At 31.3% G+C, this 17,689-nt stretch carries 10 protein-coding genes; all 10 read left to right on the top strand.

Going from position 1 to position 17,689, the window contains the following annotated elements; all coding sequences use genetic code 11:
- Nucleotides 1-148: 148 nt before the first annotated feature.
- The 10 genes from B2145_RS16675 (at nt 149) to B2145_RS16630 (ending at nt 17,665) form a co-directional block, all read left to right on the top strand.
- Nucleotides 149-1,729 (top strand): glycerol-3-phosphate dehydrogenase/oxidase, encoded by a 1,581-nt coding sequence (locus B2145_RS16675; RefSeq protein ID WP_291104830.1) that lies wholly within the window; start codon nt 149-151, stop codon nt 1,727-1,729.
- A gap of 490 nt (nt 1,730-2,219) precedes the next feature.
- Nucleotides 2,220-3,272 (top strand): PDDEXK nuclease domain-containing protein, encoded by a 1,053-nt coding sequence (locus B2145_RS16670; protein WP_291104828.1) that lies wholly within the window; start codon nt 2,220-2,222, stop codon nt 3,270-3,272.
- 195 nt (nt 3,273-3,467) lie between these two features.
- Nucleotides 3,468-5,912, top strand: coding sequence for a hypothetical protein (locus B2145_RS16665; RefSeq protein WP_291104826.1), 2,445 nt, complete (start codon nt 3,468-3,470; stop codon nt 5,910-5,912).
- Nucleotides 5,905-9,513, top strand: a complete 3,609-nt coding sequence (locus tag B2145_RS16660) for a helicase-related protein (protein ID WP_291104824.1) — start codon at nt 5,905-5,907, stop codon at nt 9,511-9,513. The genes B2145_RS16665 and B2145_RS16660 overlap by 8 nt, the downstream gene beginning before the upstream one ends.
- Nucleotides 9,513-11,453 (top strand): DUF1998 domain-containing protein, encoded by a 1,941-nt coding sequence (gene drmB / locus B2145_RS16655; RefSeq protein WP_291104822.1) that lies wholly within the window; start codon nt 9,513-9,515, stop codon nt 11,451-11,453. The genes B2145_RS16660 and drmB overlap by 1 nt, the downstream gene beginning before the upstream one ends.
- 217 nt (nt 11,454-11,670) lie before the next feature.
- A complete protein-coding gene (locus tag B2145_RS16650; protein WP_291104819.1) occupies nt 11,671-13,593 on the top strand; it encodes an RNA-binding domain-containing protein in 1,923 nt (640 codons plus the stop codon).
- Nucleotides 13,594-13,639: 46 nt separating this feature from the next.
- Nucleotides 13,640-13,939, top strand: a complete 300-nt coding sequence (locus B2145_RS16645; protein ID WP_291104817.1) for a hypothetical protein — start codon at nt 13,640-13,642, stop codon at nt 13,937-13,939.
- Nucleotides 13,940-14,278: 339 nt separating this feature from the next.
- Nucleotides 14,279-15,724: a tRNA (N6-isopentenyl adenosine(37)-C2)-methylthiotransferase MiaB gene (gene miaB, locus B2145_RS16640; RefSeq protein ID WP_291104814.1), complete on the top strand. Its 1,446-nt coding sequence runs from the start codon at nt 14,279-14,281 to the stop codon at nt 15,722-15,724.
- Nucleotides 15,725-15,809: 85 nt separating this feature from the next.
- Nucleotides 15,810-17,069: a sigma-54 interaction domain-containing protein gene (locus B2145_RS16635; protein WP_291104812.1), complete on the top strand. Its 1,260-nt coding sequence runs from the start codon at nt 15,810-15,812 to the stop codon at nt 17,067-17,069.
- 92 nt (nt 17,070-17,161) lie between these two features.
- Complete coding sequence (locus B2145_RS16630; RefSeq protein ID WP_291104808.1) at nt 17,162-17,665, top strand: LptE family protein; 504 nt, start codon at nt 17,162-17,164, stop codon at nt 17,663-17,665.
- Nucleotides 17,666-17,689 lie beyond the last annotated feature (24 nt).

Genomic DNA, 17,689 nt, shown 5'->3' with positions numbered 1-17,689 from the left:
TTTTTAAATATTAGGATTTTGACTTAGTTTTTAAAATTATTAAAATTGAAAAGACTCAATAATTACAGCCATAAATATGTTTTTTTAGTCTCAATATATTTCATTACGTTTACTATATGAACCAATCTGGCTCGGATAAAACAATCCAATGAATCGACTAGAACAATTAGCAAAACTCCAGCAAACACCAAATTGGGATGTGATTATAATTGGTGGTGGGGCTTGTGGACTAGGAACTGCTGTTGATGCAGCTACTAGAGGTTATAAAACAATTTTGCTCGAAGCTGTGGATTTTTCCAAAGGAACTTCCAGCCGAAGCACAAAATTAGTCCACGGCGGAGTGCGTTATTTGGAACAGGGTAATTTTCCATTGGTCATAGAAGCTTTGAAAGAAAGGGGTTTGATGGCAAAGAATGCTAGACATCTAGTACGAAATCTGTCTTTTGTAATTCCAAATTACAATTGGTGGGGCGGCTATTTTTATGCCTTTGGACTTACCATTTATGATTTATTGGCGGGTCGATTAAGTTTGGGCAAATCTAAATATATTTCGAAGAAAAAAACCATAAAATTACTCCCCACGGTCGAACAAAAAGGATTACGAAGTGGCGTTATTTACCACGACGGCCAATTTGACGATTCCCGAATGGCGATCAACTTGGCACAAACAGCAATCGAATACGGCGCTTGTGTTCTGAATTATGCCAAAGTAATCCATCTTTTAAAAGACAAAAACCATCAAGTCATCGGAGTAGTTGTTGAAGATCAGGAAACAGGCAAAAAACACGAAATAAAAGGAACGGCTGTTATTAACGCCACTGGAGTTTTCACCAATTCGATTATGAAAATGAATGACAAAGTATATAAAAAATACATTGTGCCGAGTCAGGGAATTCATTTGGTTTTTGACAAATCCTTTTTGCCAAGTAATGACGCTTTGATGATTCCAAAAACAAGTGACGGCAGAGTTCTTTTTGCAGTTCCTTGGCACGATAAAATAGTTATTGGCACGACAGATACTTTAAAGAAAAGTCATAATTTAGAACCTATTGCCACCGAAAAAGAAATAGATTTTGTGCTGGAAACCGCCCAAAGATTCTTGTCTAAAAAGCCAACAAGAGCCGATGTTTTATCTGTTTTTGCGGGATTAAGACCTTTGTCGGCGCCAGAAAAAGAAGGACAAAGCACCAAAGAAGTTTCCAGAAGCCACAAAATCATTGTTTCCGAAACAGGATTAATTACCATCACCGGAGGAAAATGGACTACCTACCGAAAAATCGCAGAAGACATTATAAACAAAGCCATAATCGTGCATAATTTACCGAAATCAGCCTGTAAAACGGAGCATATTTCTATTCACGGCAATCAAATAACCACTACACTAGACCGAGAAAATCACCTATATATTTACGGAACCGATATTCCTAAAATCTTGCAATTGCAGGAAAACGAACCCGAATTAAAAGAAAAATTACATCCGAATTACGACTATACAATGGCAGAAGTCGCTTGGGCAATTCGTTACGAAATGGCTAGAACCATTGAAGATATTTTGGCAAGACGTGTGCGATTACTCTTTTTAGATGCGCGTGCAGCAATTGCTTGTTCCAAAAAAGTAGCCGATTTATTAACCAAGGAATTGGGTTATGATGAAATTTGGAAACAAAATCAAATTGCAGTTTTTAAAACGCTGGCTAACGGATTTCTTTTGAAGGAGTTTCGATTATAAAAACGTTTCTACCACGAATTGTGTGGGTTTTATCAAATAGAAACTATAAGTGAAATAAAGCATTAAAAAAAGTTAGCCACGAATTTCACGAATTTTCACGAATTACTTTGTCTTAAAAATTTCACGAATTCCGTCTAAAGTCGGCATAAGTGTAAAGAAAATTCATTTTATTTTTATTTATAAAACGCTGATTTATAGTAATTAATAAAGAATTACACAAATTCTAATTAATACCGAGCTAGAATTTGTGCAATTAAATTTAAAAAATCAATAATTCGTGAAAATTCGTGAAATTCGTGGCTAAAAATTTTACCCACACAATTCGTGGTAGAGCCTCTTTTTTGTTTTTCACTCTTTTACATTCCATTGCTTTTTAGTATGTTTGTAGATTGTAGGTTCAGATTAGTAGTACATTCTCTAAATAGGGTCTATTATAACGAATATTCCCAATTGCGTCCGCAGTGCGTCCGCAATTCAAAAAAAGAAGATTTTGTTCAATACAACAGTTGAAAGAAGTAATTATATGGCAGATAATACCAACAGTCTATCAATTTTAGAAAGTGATTTATTCATTGAGTTATCACAACTTATTGAGCAAAGCAAACAACAAGTAGCGGTTCAAGCAAATAGTGCCGTTACTATTTTATTTTGGCAAGTGGGTAATCGCATCAATCAAGATATCCTACAAAACAAACGTGCAGAATATGCAAAACAAATTGTGTCGACACTGTCTACACAATTGAAAGAACGATACGGAAATAATTTTGAATTAAGAAATTTGAGACGTATGATGCAGTTTGCAGAGCAATTTTCCGATTCTCAAATTGTCGTGCCACTGGCTCGACAATTGTCTTGGTCGCATTTTGTGGAGTTATTGCCATTAAAAACAATCGAAGCAAAAATATTTTATGCACAAAACGCATCAAATAATTTATTTGGGGTTAGAGAATTAAGGAGACAAATTGCTTTAAAAGCCTACGAAAGAATAAACATTGCCGATGCACAAATTATCGAATCAACACATATTCCATTCAATACATTCAAAGATCCTTATATTTTAGATTTATTGGGTTTACAAAATACTTTTTTAGAAAAGGATTTAGAAGATGCTATACTTCACGATTTAGAAACTTTCATTCTCGAATTAGGCAAAGGTTTTACCTTTGTAGAACGCCAAAAGAGAATGATTATAGATGGAGAAGATTACAATTTAGATTTGCTTTTCTACCATCGTAAACTGAAACGATTAGTAGCCATAGAATTAAAATTAGGGAAATTCCAAGCCAAACATAAAGGGCAAATGGAGTTATACCTCAAATGGCTGGACAAATACGAGAAGCAAGAAGGAGAAAATACACCAATCGGATTAATACTTTGTGCTGAAAGTAGCCGAGAACAAATTGAGTTACTCGAAATGCACAAAGACGGAATAATGGTTGCCGAATATTGGACAGACTTACCACCCAAAAAACAGTTCGAAGAAAAAATACATTTGCTTTTAACCGAAGCCAAAGAAAGAATGGAAAGAAAAAAGTTGTTGTAGAAAACAAAATATCTTTCACTCCAAATTACCTTACCCCCCTTACCCTAAATTTATTTTCATTTATTTTCATCCGTTTACGGTTTCCTCATTTTCTTTCGATTGCTTTATTGTAAGTTTGTGTGTTGTAGGAATAAAATTTTTATTTAAAAAAAGATATGCAATAATGAATTTACAATAATGAAATTGGGAAATTAAATGAAAAAAAATATCAAAAATTATGTCTCCTTATTAGATAGCGAAATCAAAAAAGAGATTCAGAAAGAATTTAACACTGAACAAGAACAGTTTAAATCATTCAAAACTTTTGATTTTGTTAATTTTCATTTAATCAATAAGATAGTCTTAAATGAAAATGATAAAGATTGTTTTATAAGTATTCCTGAAGATGATTATCGTCCTAACTTTTTCGCTTCCATTTTTCATTCATTAGTATTAATAAAATTATATCAGAATTTTTTCAATTTTAGTAAAACAAAACCAGCTTTAGATTTAAAAGACTTGATTTATACCAAATATCAAAATCAATTTAGAGTTTGTGAAATAAAAAGTGTTTATAATGACAACATAAAAATAAATTTAAAATTCCCTAAAAAAAATGAGCATTTTCAGAACTTTGATTTGAAAGGAAGGAATTTTACAAAATTAAACCCAAATCTTGTTGACAACAAAAACACCGCAAAAAATATAACTGTTTATAACGATTTTTTGCTTTCAAATTTCACTTCGGATTTTCCTTTTATAACAGACTTTAAAAGTAAATCATTAGTTATAGCTGATAAAAGGTTTTTCAAAGAAAGTAAATTTTTGCCAATTAATTACACCAATAAAAACGGCAAAATAAGTAATGATTTGCCATTTTTTAATTATCTAATTGAGAGTTGTAATGACTTTAAAACTGCTAAAGATTATTTGTTAGATGAAAACCAAACTTTTGATGAAATAATTGTAATTGGCGATTCTAAATATAGAGAATGTTTTTCAGATATTTTGCAAGAGGCAAAGTGGCTCGGTAAAGTAAAAAACATTATTTTGATAGGAACAGAAAAACCAATTACGGGACATATTTTTACAGAATGGCTCTGGTCAAAAGATGAAATAAAAATTGCTAATAGTGAAATTCCTAAAACTCCTCAAAAAGTAGTTTTAGAGAATGATTATTTAATACTAGAATTAGGAAGATTAAAAGATGAAATTGAAAACATAAAAAAAGTGACAAATGTAAATCTTTCGCATTTATTAATTTACGCTAACTTTTATTTCAGAATAATTCTAGTAAATACTAACTTATCAAAAGGAATCTATCGAGAATATTCAGATAGACTATACCAGTATTTTAAAAGTGATAAGTTCGAAGAAGAAATGAGTAAGAACTTTTTTGGACAAGATATTTATAATAAAGAAACCATAAAAAATCATACAGAAAAAATACTCAATAAGTTCAAATGTATTTCTGATATTTTAGAAAACCAAAATTTAAAATGGAATTACATCAAAAATAAAGCAAAGGAAGTTAATAATTTATATTTGATTGTAGAAAAGAAAAATTTTGACGCAGTTGAAAACCAAATCAAAAATGAAAGAATAAGTAATATTAGATTGATAAGTGACAAAAGGATTGATTGCGAGAAACAATATTTAGATAAATGGATTAATGACATTAAAAACACTGAAAATCAAACTTACATAATCCCATATCTAAACAACACTGAATTACTAGATAAAATCAATTTATTGAAAGGAAATTGTGAAGTTTTATGCTACAAGGAAATTGATGAAATTTCATTTGATAATTTATTAGGAAATTATTATCGGACTGAAAAAGACAGACTTATTCATAGAGACAGAAATCAATTTGTAAAAACAGAGTTTTCGTTTATTGAACAAGTATTGCAAAGAAATTTAGATGACCTTTTTAAATTTGATTTTGAGAACGAGAATTTTAAAAATGATCCATACGAAAGTATAGATGTTCCAAAGGAAAAAGTAAATTATGAAATTGAATTTACTGACGGAACTTCAGATAAGTTTGATTCTTCAAAAGGTGTATTTCTAATTGATAAAGAACAACTAATAAAAACTAATATTGGAGAAATTTTCGAAGGTGCCACAATAAGGTTTTATCAAAATAATAACCCCAATGATTTTAAAAAAACTCTAAAAATATTTGATATTGACAAACAATTAGAGTCGTTTGATAGTTATTCCGAAAGTTGGAAAGAAACATTAAAAAAACTTTCAACTAAATTTAATGGTATTGAAAACCTATATAGTAGGTTGTATAATCAAAATTATAAAATAAACCTAAATACATTTAAACATTACTTTGAGGAAAATTCTAGTACTCGCTTTCCAAGAATTAAAACATTAGAAATCATTAAAGATTTTTGTATTACCAATAATTTTAAAGAAGAGTTAATTGTTAATGAATTTGAAAAATTCAAGATTTATTCAAAAAAAGACCATTCAATTAGGCAACAAGTTGGAAGAGTTTTGGGGAGTGATTTAATTGATTTTGTTGCTTCTAATGAAACTGAAATTAGTGAATCGTTAAAGAAAATACCAATGGAGATTTTAAATAAGTTAATTGAAACTATCCAAGAAAAAACTATAAAAAAGAAAACTTTACTAGAGGATGAATAATTATATAGAACAACCAAGATTAATATTTAGAGATACAATTCAAAAAAATCTGATAGGTCCAGGTTCTGATGTTTTCTCAAGTAATAATGAAGAGGAGATAATTTCAGATTATCCTTTAAGTAGATATTTTTCTGGAATACTATTTCCGGAAAGAGAAATTGATATAAAAAAAGACAGTATTGGATTAAATATTGAAGTAAATACCAATGCAGAAACTGAAGATGGAGAAGATGACCAAAAAGAATTTGAGACCGATAATACAATTGAAAGCGAGGAAGTAGAAGAAAAATTTGATAAAAAATTAAAGGAAGAAAACGACAATGAATATTCCGAAGCTAATCAATATTTTCCTTCAAATTTTGGTTTAACTTTTTGTGTTTCAAAAGAAACCGAAAAAATAGACATCACTTTTTCATTTGCTAAATACAAACAAATCAAGCCAGTTGATGCTAAAATTATAATTGAGGAGAAGGTATTTAAGGATTTTATAAATCATCCATTATATCCATTAGGAAATGTCTTAGTTTATGATAATGGATTTATGTCATTAAATAAAGAAGCATTTTCAAGCAGTGGTTTAAGCGTTTATACTTTGAAAGAAAAATTCAAGCAAAAAGAACAACAAGCAGAACTCATAAATACAGTTGTGTATAGAAAAGTTGAGTTATTACTTGGAAGGCTTTGGGAACGAGTAAAACAAGAACCTTTGTTAATTACTTTAAATCTTAATCAAAACAATGAAGATGAAGCCAAAGAGTTTTCATTAATTGAAAATTCTAATAATAAGAAAATTTTAACCTGTTACTATAAAAAAATATACGAAACGAATTATGGTAAATTTGTCAAAATTCTTATGGCAAATAGAGAATCGCATCCAAAGAAAAAATTCTCTTTTGGTAACGAATTGTTAAACCATAAGGCATTATTTCAAACTGAAATTTTGGTTAGAGGAACAACATTTTTACCTTACAAGCAGCTTTCTGAAACAAATCCTTTTGACGAAGAACTAAATACAATAAACTTCCAATATAGAAATGAAAAATCTTACGGAATTGGTCACGGTTGTGCAGTTATGTGGAATGATAATTATAAACCCACGGAATTAAAAACAACTTTTTTACCCGAAGTAGATATAAAAAATTACAGTAATGAATTTAAAGATGATTTTCCTGAAAAATTAAAAGACATAACAGAACTTAAAAAACTATCAATTTGGACAGATTTAAAAAAAGAAACCATAATTGATAATCTGAAACTTTTTGCTAGTGAATATCAAAAATTCATTGAAAAACAAAGTAAAACAGAAGTAGAACCAAATTATTTGCATTCTTTTGAAACGATAATCTCCAAACAAAAAAATACTTATGAGAGATTAATTAAAAATATTGATTTCTTAAATTCAAATGAAATTGCATACAAATCTTTTCTACTTTCGAATACTGCAATGTATATTCAAATGCTCATTTCAAGGAAAGATGTATTTGGAAAAAAAGGTATTGAATTAAGTGAAATAAATCCAGAAATCGATTATAATAATTTAGATTTTTTTAAGAATAATACTTCTTTTAAACCTCAATATAGACCTTTTCAATTAGCTTTTTTTCTATTAAATTTAGAATCAATTATTAATGAAGATTCAGAAGATAGAAATAACATAGTTGATTTACTTTGGTTTCCAACTGGTGGTGGTAAAACAGAAGCATATTTGGCATTAACTGCTTTTACAATCATAAGTAGAAGAATGTTGCATAAAGAAAATTCAGATGGTGTTTCTGTAATTATGCGTTACACACTTCGATTATTAACAGCTCAACAATTTGAAAGGGCTACTAAATTGATTCTCTCTTTAGACTTTTTAAGAAAACAATTTAAAGAACAAAATGATAATTTTTTCGGCAATTCTCTAATTTCAATTGGCATGTGGGTTGGAGCTTCCACAACACCTAATTCATACGAAGATGCAAACAGAATTTATAAAAAAGTTAACGAGGAATTAGTAAAGTTCAATCAGAAAAAAACGGGTGATTATAAAAAGTATAACACATTTCCAATAACAAATTGTTCTTGGTGTGGTTGTAATTTAATATCTCAAAACCAACAAGGATTTTATGTTCAAGGATATAAAGCAGATAAAAATAGTTTTTCAACTAAATGTTTAAATATAGCTTGTGCATTTAGTGATGAATTACCAATATATTTTGTAGATCACAAAATCTACAACAATCCACCAACATTATTATTTGCAACAGTTGATAAATTTGCAATGCTTTCGCACAAGGAAGAAGGGCATAAACTTTTCAATTCATTAGATCCAAATAAATTTCCACCAGATTTAATTATTCAAGATGAATTACACTTATTAAGTGGACCGCTAGGTTCCATAACAGGTCTTTATGAATCGCTTGTTGAAATGTTAGCTACAAAAGGAAAAAGAAAACCAAAAATAATTGCATCGACTGCTACAACTAGAAATACAGAAAATCAAGTAGCAATGCTTTATGGTAATCGAAAATTAAATATTTTCCCACCAGTTGGAGCGTCTTACGATGATAATTTCTTTTCGTATGTTTCAAAAGACAGTAAAAGAAAGCACATTGGTTTTATGCCCACTGGGAAAACAGCTTTAAATTCTCAAATTAGAATTTTAGGAAATTTACTTTTGGCAAGAATTGAACTTTTTAAATATTATAAAGAAAAAGCAAATTTAACACAAGAGGAAGCAATTCTTGAAATTAATAATTTTTGGACAATAGTTTCTTTTTATAATAGCTTAAGAGATGTTGGGAAAATTTATAATAAAGTTCCTTCAGAAATTTTAGATTTTATTAAACTGCTTCACAACCGATATAGTTTAAGTAAATCACATTATAATTTTAACACGATTGGTTTATCAAGTAGAACTAAAGAATTAACTAGTAGAATTGAAAGTAATTCAATTAAAAAACTGTTAAATGAATTAGAGCAACCTTTTAATTTAATCGTTAATGATGGTAGAAGTTTTGTTCAAAATACAGTTGATTTAGTCTTGGCTTCAAATATGTTTTCAGTTGGAATTGATATTGAGAGACTAAATGTGATGCTCATGAATGGACAATCAAAAAATGTTGCGGAATACATTCAGGCATCAAGTCGAGTTGGAAGAAAAGAAAAAGGAATAGTAATTAATCTGTTGGATGCAAACCGCTCAAGGGATAAATCTTATTTTGAAAATTATGTTCCGTTTCATAATGCGTATTACAAATTTGTTGAGCCGTTGAGTGTTACACCATTTACAGAAATCGCATTAGATAAAGTTTTAGCTAGTTTATTAGTTTGCTTTGTACGACACAAGCAAGGTTTATATAAAGACAATCAAGCCAAAGATTTTGATGGAGATATTGATGATTTGAAAACTTTCTTGAACATCCGAATTTTAAATAAAAAACAATTGGAATATGCGATTGAGAAAGTGGAAGATTTAACTAAAAAGTGGCAGGATAAAGTTGAAAATTTAACTTATAGAACACTAATAAAAAAAATATCTGATTTAGACGAGTGGAGTTTAATGATGTCAATGAGGGAAATAGATACTAATAGCATTATTAAAATAATCAATAAATAATGGGACAATTCGAGCAAATACAAACAAGAAAATCTATAAGTACTAATGGAGGTGTTGGTTCAATTATAGAAACAAGAGACGGCTCTATATTTATAAATCTATATAATGAATGGCCATTTTTTGAAAGTATAAATGGTCAGTTTGAAGATTATAACTTAATAAGTGATAAGAGATTCAAAAATAGAATAAGTAAATATTTTCAACAATTAGAGCATCTTGTAAAAATACCAGTAAACGATTTAAAACAAGGTTACAGACCTGAAAATTCTTTTGCTTTATTGTCCGCAAAGTATTTTCCAGAATGGTTTTATTGTAATACTTGTCATAAGTTTGATAAGTTCTCAAATTGGAAATATAATTGGGAGAATAGTGTTGACACTAATGATCAAGGAAAGTTTTACCCTCCAAAATGTTTTAAATGCTATGTTAGAAATAGGAATAACAGGAGAAAGTTTTTTGATTTAGAACAGATACGATTTGTTTTAACTTCTAGCAATGGAGAAATTGCAGACATTCCTTGGGACAAATGGGCTTTACTTAAAAAGACAAAAAAGAAAAAAGAAGATGCTAAAGAAAATTCAGAAATAAATAGTGAAGAAAATATTATTACGCTTGCCAATATCAATGTTCCAGATGATTTAGAATTAGAATTTAAAACATCAGATAAATTAGATGACTTAAAAGGTATTTGGATTATTGCAAAGAATAAAAGTGGAGAGCAGATTAATTTTTCAACTCTTTCTGGTTTATTTAATTTAAGAATCAAAATCGAAGAACTAATTCCAAATACAAATGAGAAAGGAATATTGTTTAAACCTGTAATCAGAACAAGTAATAGTGTTTATTATGCTAATATCTTATCTAGTATTTATTTACCAGCCAATGATGAGCTAAATAAATATTCAATTGGAATTATTAAAGACTTATCTGAAAAAGAGATGAATTCTGATGTTATTGCAGCAATCCTTCCAACCACAAATAAATTGAATATTGATAAATTTGTAATACAAAAATTAATTGATAATAATTTTAGTGAAAGAGAAGCAGAAATCTCTAAAACAGAAAATGAATATCGCTTTGATGAGTATAAATTCATAACAAGTAAAGAAGAAGAAAAATTAGAAAATTTATTAATTTTCGAAAAAATAAAAAACAAATTATTTTCCGATGATTTAATAAAATCCATTTACAAAATGGATAAAATCAAAATTACTTCAGTTCAAACTTCTTATACAAGACAAGAACCAATTTCAACGGATTTGTTTTTAAAGGATGATGACGATAGTAATAATGATATAGATAAAATTCAAAAGAAGTTTACTTCAAAAGAAGGTATAAATGCAAAATATTTGCCAGCAATCGAAAGTTTTGGAGAGGGCATTTTCTTTGATTTTGACAATGATAAATTAAATGAATGGATAAATACTTATCCAGAAATTCAAAAAAGAATTCAAATAATAATTGATAATCACAATAATTCTGACTCTTCATTAAACAAAGATTTAGCATTAACACCAAAATTCATATTGATTCATACATTCTCTCACCTTATAATTAAAGAATTAGAGTATTTATGCGGATATCCATCAACATCTATCCAAGAACGATTGTATATTGATGATAATCCAAAAACAGAAATGAATGGTGTTTTAATATATACAATTGCAGGTTCAGAAGGAAGTTATGGTGGATTAACATCTATTTGTGATAATGATAAAATAGGAAAATTAATTTTGTCAGCAATGATGAGAGCTAAAGATTGTGCGACGGATCCAATTTGTTATCATACAGGCGGACAAGGTGTCGGTAACTTAAATTTATCAGCTTGTTTCAGTTGTTCTTTATTACCTGAAACTTCTTGTGAAATGTTTAATTGCTATCTTGATAGAAGAATTTTAATAGATAAGGAGTATGGGTATTTTAAAGATTTGTATTCATAAAGTTAATATTTTTAATTTTTTTGCTTCAAATAATTCCTAAAATATTAAATTCAAAAAAATAAGAATATGCTTAATTTTGCACAATCAATATAGTAAAAGCATTCTATGGACCCTATCAAAGACATATTGGAGCATTTAAACATCACAGACCAATGCACAACTATTGAAGCCAAAAAGAGTTTTATATTTGATAATAATACAATTGAATAAAATAAAAATGGAAAACAAACAATATGATTTATTCGATGCCGTTGAGTGGCCTTTATTCCAGTCAATAACAGAAACTTTTGCTAATAATGAATTTGCAGAATTGGAATATAAATCAGCACAAGGAGGTTTCCCAAATGATTTTTGGAAAACCTATGCTGCTTTTGCAAATACTAATGGAGGCTATATTATATTAGGTGTTTCTGAGAAAAAAGGAATGCTTAAAATTGACGGTCTTGAACCCGATAAAATAAACCAACTTCAAAAAATATTTTGGGACAGTATAAACAATCTAAACACTACAAATAGAAACCTACTGACAAATGAGGATGTAAAAGAAATTGCTGTTTTAGGAAAAACAGTTTTGGGTTTCAAAATACCAGTCGCTAAACGAACAGATAAACCGGTACATCTTACTAGAAATCCATTTCAAAATACGTACAAAAGAAACCACGAGGGAGATTATAAATGCAAGGACGAAGAAGTGAGAAGAATGCTTGCCGATGCTGATACTACTTTACATCACGACAGCCGAATTTTAGAAGGATTCACACAGGACGATTTAGATGCTAATAGTCTAAAAAAATACAGGCAATTATTTGCAGGGGCAAAACCATCGCATCCTTGGTTGGCTCTTGATGATATTGAATTGCTTGAAAAACTTGGAGGTTATAGAAAGGATCGTGTAACCAAAAAAGAAGGATTTACAGTGGCTGGAATGCTAATGTTTGGAAAGGAAAGTAGCATAACTGACCAAGAATGTGTTCCTAATTTCTTTCCTGATTTTAGAGAAATTCTTTCAAATGATCTATCGATACGATGGACGGATCGAATTTATCCAGACGGCACTTGGGATGCTAATTTGTTTCAGTTTTATTTAAAAATATGGCCCAGATTATCGTCAAGTTTACCAAAACCTTTTCAGCTCAAAGATGGTGTACGACAAGATGAAACTCCTGCACATACTGCCATTCGAGAAGCTTTTGTAAATGCTTTAATTCATACAGATTACTCGGCTTCTGGAAGTATTATTATTGAACACAGGATGGATAGCTTTATTTTCTCCAATCCTGGTACTTTATTGGTTTCAATACACCAATATTATCAAGGTGGCATTAGTGAATGCAGAAACCCAAATCTTCAGAAAATGTTTTTAATGATGGGTAGTGCAGAAAAAGCAGGTAGTGGAGTAAACAAAATTATGTCGGGTTGGGAATATGCACATTGGAGAAGTCCTTATTTGAAAGTAGATACACAACCTGATAGATTAGTGTTAGAATTACCAATGTTTAGTATTATTCCGGAGGAAACATTACACGAATTAAGAAAATTATTTGGTCACAATATAGATGTTTTAGGAAAAGACGAACTTACAATTCTAGCAACTTGTCATATTGAAGGCGAAGTTTCAAATAGTCGGCTGCAATATATGATTGACCAACACCGAACTGATATTACCAAAATATTACAAGATTTATGCAAACAAGGGTATTTGTTATCAGACAGCAAAGGAAGATGGACTACTTACCACTTAAATACGCTATTTCTTTCTACTTATGTGGACAGCTTGCAGATTAATGTGGACACTTCAGGGGTTGAATTACTTGACAATCTGTTGCCTACTAATAGGGACACTTCATTATCTAATGTGGACACCTCGAACAATAAGATGGACACCTCAAATGATAAGATGGATAGTTCTACAGAAGATGTGCCAAAGTCAAGAATGAAAAAAGAAGATTTAGAAGTCATTATTCTTGGAGTATGTAATTCAGAATTCAAAACATTAGACGATATAGGGAAACTTATAGGCAAAACACCTAAATATCTTAAAAACAACATAATACCTTCACTTATTAAAAGTGGCAGATTAGAAAGATTATATCCAACAATTATAAATCATCCACATCAAGCGTATAAAGCGGTCGAATAAAAGTATAGATTTTTAAAAGTAGAAAGTAACCCAAATAGTTATTTCAATGATAGAAGATGATATTAATGGTTTCAAAGAATTAGCAGAAAGTATACAGAAAAACACGGAGGAAGCCTTCCTAATTTACGAAGTACAAGTTGATAGAATATATCGCAATATGATTAAAGACGAAAAAGAAATTGAACGTGTAATAGATGCTTTATTAGATTATTGCTATGATGATAAAATGTTGTTGCTTTTTAAAAGATTATGTAGGTATTACTATGAAATCAATCCAATTGCAACCTACGAATATGTGAACATCTATCGTGAATTGTGGGACGAAGAACCTTTAGATGAAAAATAATACGAAAAAGAAAATACTCATCAGCTCATTCATCTGTACAAAAACCGTCTTTAATCCAAGTATTCCAAAGTCTAATTTTTCCTAAATACATTTGTTTCGATAAAAATCAAAACCAATAATAACATTGTTTTGATAAAAATCCAAATCAATACCATTTTCACGCAAATATTAAAGCAGGAGATTGCTTCCGCCACGGCAAAAAAGTCATATTTTGTAATGACACTTTTCGAAATTTACAACGCCTTAAAATACTGTTAATTCTTCGGCTGACATCTTGTCATATTCATTCAAATAATTGTAACTTTGCATTCTTATTAAAACACACTTTTGAAAGTGACTATGGAAAAGATTATTGAAGAAAGCAAGCAAGGCGAAAGCCTAGTTTTAGATTATAAACCTGAGAATACCAAGAAACTCTTTATAGAAAGTTACGGCTGTGCGATGAATTTTTCGGATAGCGAAATCGTGGCTTCCATCCTATCTTCAAACGGATATAATACCACACAAATCCTTGAAGAAGCGGATTTGGTTTTGGTAAATACCTGTTCGATTCGGGACAAAGCAGAACAAACAATCCGTAAACGTTTAGAGAAATACAATGCCGTGAAACGTACCAATCCGAAGATGAAAGTTGGGGTTTTGGGCTGCATGGCAGAACGTTTGAAAAGTCAGTTTCTGGAAGAAGAAAAAATTGTTGACCTCGTTGTGGGTCCTGATGCTTACAAAGATTTACCTAATTTATTGGCGGAAGTCGAAGAAGGTCGCGATGCCATCAACGTGATTTTGTCAAAAGATGAAACCTATGGCGACATATCCCCCGTTCGATTGAATTCTAATGGCGTTTCGGCATTTGTTTCCATCACGCGTGGTTGTGACAATATGTGCACGTTTTGCGTGGTGCCTTTTACCAGAGGTCGCGAACGCAGTAGGGAACCGCAAAGCATTATGAAGGAAATTCAGGATTTGTGGGACAACGATTTTAAGGAAATTACGCTTTTGGGACAGAATGTCGATAGTTATTTATGGTATGGCGGCGGACTGAAAAAAGATTTTGTCAACGCTTCCGAGATGCAAAAAGTAACGGCGGTTGATTTTGACCAATTACTCGAAATGGTGGCAGTTGGTTTCCCGAAAATGCGCATTCGCTTTTCAACTTCCAATCCGCAGGACATGCACGAAAGTGTGTTACACGTCATTGCGAAACACGATAATATTTGCAAACACATTCACTTACCGGTTCAATCAGGAAGCAACAGAATCCTAAAAGAAATGAACCGTTTGCACACTCGGGAAGAATACATGACCTTGATTGATAAAATCAGATCTATCATTCCGGATTGTTCCGTTACCCAAGACCTGATTTCAGGTTTCCCTACCGAAACCGAAGAAGATCATCAAGACACTTTGAGTTTGATGGAATATGTGAAATACAGTTTTGGCTATATGTATTCCTATTCTGAACGTCCGGGAACATTAGCCGAACGCAAAATGGAAGACGATGTTCCGGAAACAACAAAATTGCGAAGATTACAAGAAATTGTGGATACTCAAAGGAAACACAGTGCGATAAGAACTCAGGAATTCGTGGGTCAAACCGTAGAAGTTTTGGTGGAAAAAGCTTCAAAAAAATCAGAAAATGATTGGTCCGGTAGAAATTCCCAAAGTATTGTGGTGGTTTTCCCCAAAGAGGATTATAAAATTGGGAATTTTGTGAATGTAAAAATCACGAGTTGCACTAGTGGAACCTTAATTGGGGAAGCGGTTGGTTTGAGTGAGATGAATTAAAAAAGTTTAAAGTTTAAGGTTTAAAGTTTCACGTTATCGAGAGAACTTTAAACTTTAAACAAAGAAAACTTTAAACAAAAAAATAATGGATACAGTTCAAGCAATAAAACAACGATTTGAGATTATCGGGAATGACCCGAAACTCAATCGTGCGATAGAAAAAGCTATTCAGGTGGCGCCAACTGATATTTCGGTATTGGTTGTGGGTGAAAGTGGCGTTGGAAAAGAAAGCATTCCAAAAATTATTCATTCGCTTTCGCACAGAAAACACGGAAAGTACATCGCCGTAAACTGTGGAGCAATTCCGGAAGGAACGATTGATAGCGAGCTTTTTGGCCACGAAAAAGGCTCTTTTACAGGAGCAACCGGAACTCGTGAAGGCTATTTCGAAGTAGCCAACGGCGGAACCATTTTCTTGGATGAAGTGGGCGAATTACCCTTGACAACTCAAGTAAGATTGCTTCGTGTGCTGGAAAATGGCGAATTTATAAAAGTAGGTTCATCACAAGTACAAAAAACAGATGTGCGAATTGTTGCCGCTACCAATGTCAATTTGTTCAATGCGATTGAAAAAGGGAAATTCCGGGAAGATTTGTATTATCGATTGAGTACGGTGGACATTCCTTTGCCTCCGTTGCGAGACAGAAAGGACGATATTCATTTATTGTTCAGGAAATTTGCGGCTGATTTTGCCCATAAATATAAAATGCCCCCAATTAAACTGGACGACAATGCTGTTCAACTATTGCAAAAATTTCGCTGGAGCGGGAATATTCGGCAATTGCGAAATGTAGCCGAACAAATTTCGGTTTTGGAAACCAATCGCGACATTTCGGCAGCCACCTTGCAATCCTATTTACCATCGGAAGGAAGCAATTTGCCGTCGGTGATTAAAAACAAGAAAAACGATAGTGAGTTTAACACCGAAAGAGAAATTTTGTATAAAGTGCTTTTTGACATGAAAAGTGATTTACACGATTTGAAAAAACTAACCTTGGAATTGATGCAAAGCGGAGGCACGAAAGTACAAGAGACAAATTCGAATCTGATCAAAAAAATATATGGTTCTAAAGAAGACGATAGCGAAATAGATTTTGAGGAAGAACCAAGAACCGGTATCATTACAGCTCAAAATAATGAGAATAATTATCAGGAACAAGATGATAATTACCAATTTGCAGAAACCATCGAGGAGGAAGAAGAAATTTTGAAACTGGAGCAGCGAGAGATTGAGATGATAAAAAAATCCTTGGAAAAAAACAGAGGGAAACGAAAAGCTGCAGCCGATGAATTGGGGATTTCCGAAAGAACATTGTATAGAAAAATAAAACAATTCGATCTATAAACACAAATTATTTGTTTTGTAAATCAATCATTAAAATGAATATCTTTGACCCGAGCGCCAGCGAACTGGCGAAACACTTTTTTAAATCCAAAATGAAACACTTACATTACATATCTGTCATTGCACTATTTTTCGCATTTAGTAGCTGCTCTGTTTACAACTTTACAGGAACCGGAAAAATTGACGCTAAAACCTTTCAGGTAAACTTTTTCCAAAACAATGCCGAGTTGATCGAGCCTGGAATCGACAGAACATTTACTTTAGCTTTGCAGGATATTCTCCAGAATCAAACCAACTTGAATTTAGTGAAAAGTGGAGCCGATTTAACTTACGAAGGAGAGATTGTAGATTACAGAATAAGCCCGATGACCGCAACAGCCAATCAGCAAGCTTCTCAAAATAGATTGACAATTAGAGTAAATGTCAGGTTTACCAATAAAAATAAAGAAACCGATAATTTCGAAAAAACATTTGATTTTTATTATGATTATCCGGCTACACAACAACTCACTGGGTATACTTTGAATAGTGCCATAAAAGTGATTTTCGAAAGAATAACACAAGATGTATTCAATGAATCACTCGCAAAATGGTAAATTAGTTTGTAGTTAAAATCCTGA

Origin of the sequence: Flavobacterium sp. UBA5153 (assembly GCA_002413745.1) — a bacterium.
GTDB lineage: Bacteria > Bacteroidota > Bacteroidia > Flavobacteriales > Flavobacteriaceae > Flavobacterium.
The sequence above is the reverse complement of the archived record's forward strand: the minus strand, read 5'-3'. Positions and strand labels throughout refer to the sequence as shown.

What these genes read in the sequence shown, in the direction of transcription:
- miaB (WP_291104814.1), top strand. Translation starts at nt 14,279, where the DNA reads ATGGAAAAGATTATTGAAGAAAGCAAGCAAGGCGAAAGCCTAGTTTTA.
- B2145_RS16665 (WP_291104826.1), top strand. Translation starts at nt 3,468, where the DNA reads ATGAAAAAAAATATCAAAAATTATGTCTCCTTATTAGATAGCGAAATC.
- B2145_RS16645 (WP_291104817.1), top strand. Translation starts at nt 13,640, where the DNA reads ATGATAGAAGATGATATTAATGGTTTCAAAGAATTAGCAGAAAGTATA.
- B2145_RS16675 (WP_291104830.1), top strand. Translation starts at nt 149, where the DNA reads ATGAATCGACTAGAACAATTAGCAAAACTCCAGCAAACACCAAATTGG.
- B2145_RS16660 (WP_291104824.1), top strand. Translation starts at nt 5,905, where the DNA reads ATGAATAATTATATAGAACAACCAAGATTAATATTTAGAGATACAATT.
- B2145_RS16635 (WP_291104812.1), top strand. Translation starts at nt 15,810, where the DNA reads ATGGATACAGTTCAAGCAATAAAACAACGATTTGAGATTATCGGGAAT.
- B2145_RS16650 (WP_291104819.1), top strand. Translation starts at nt 11,671, where the DNA reads ATGGAAAACAAACAATATGATTTATTCGATGCCGTTGAGTGGCCTTTA.
- B2145_RS16630 (WP_291104808.1), top strand. Translation starts at nt 17,162, where the DNA reads ATGAAACACTTACATTACATATCTGTCATTGCACTATTTTTCGCATTT.
- drmB (WP_291104822.1), top strand. Translation starts at nt 9,513, where the DNA reads ATGGGACAATTCGAGCAAATACAAACAAGAAAATCTATAAGTACTAAT.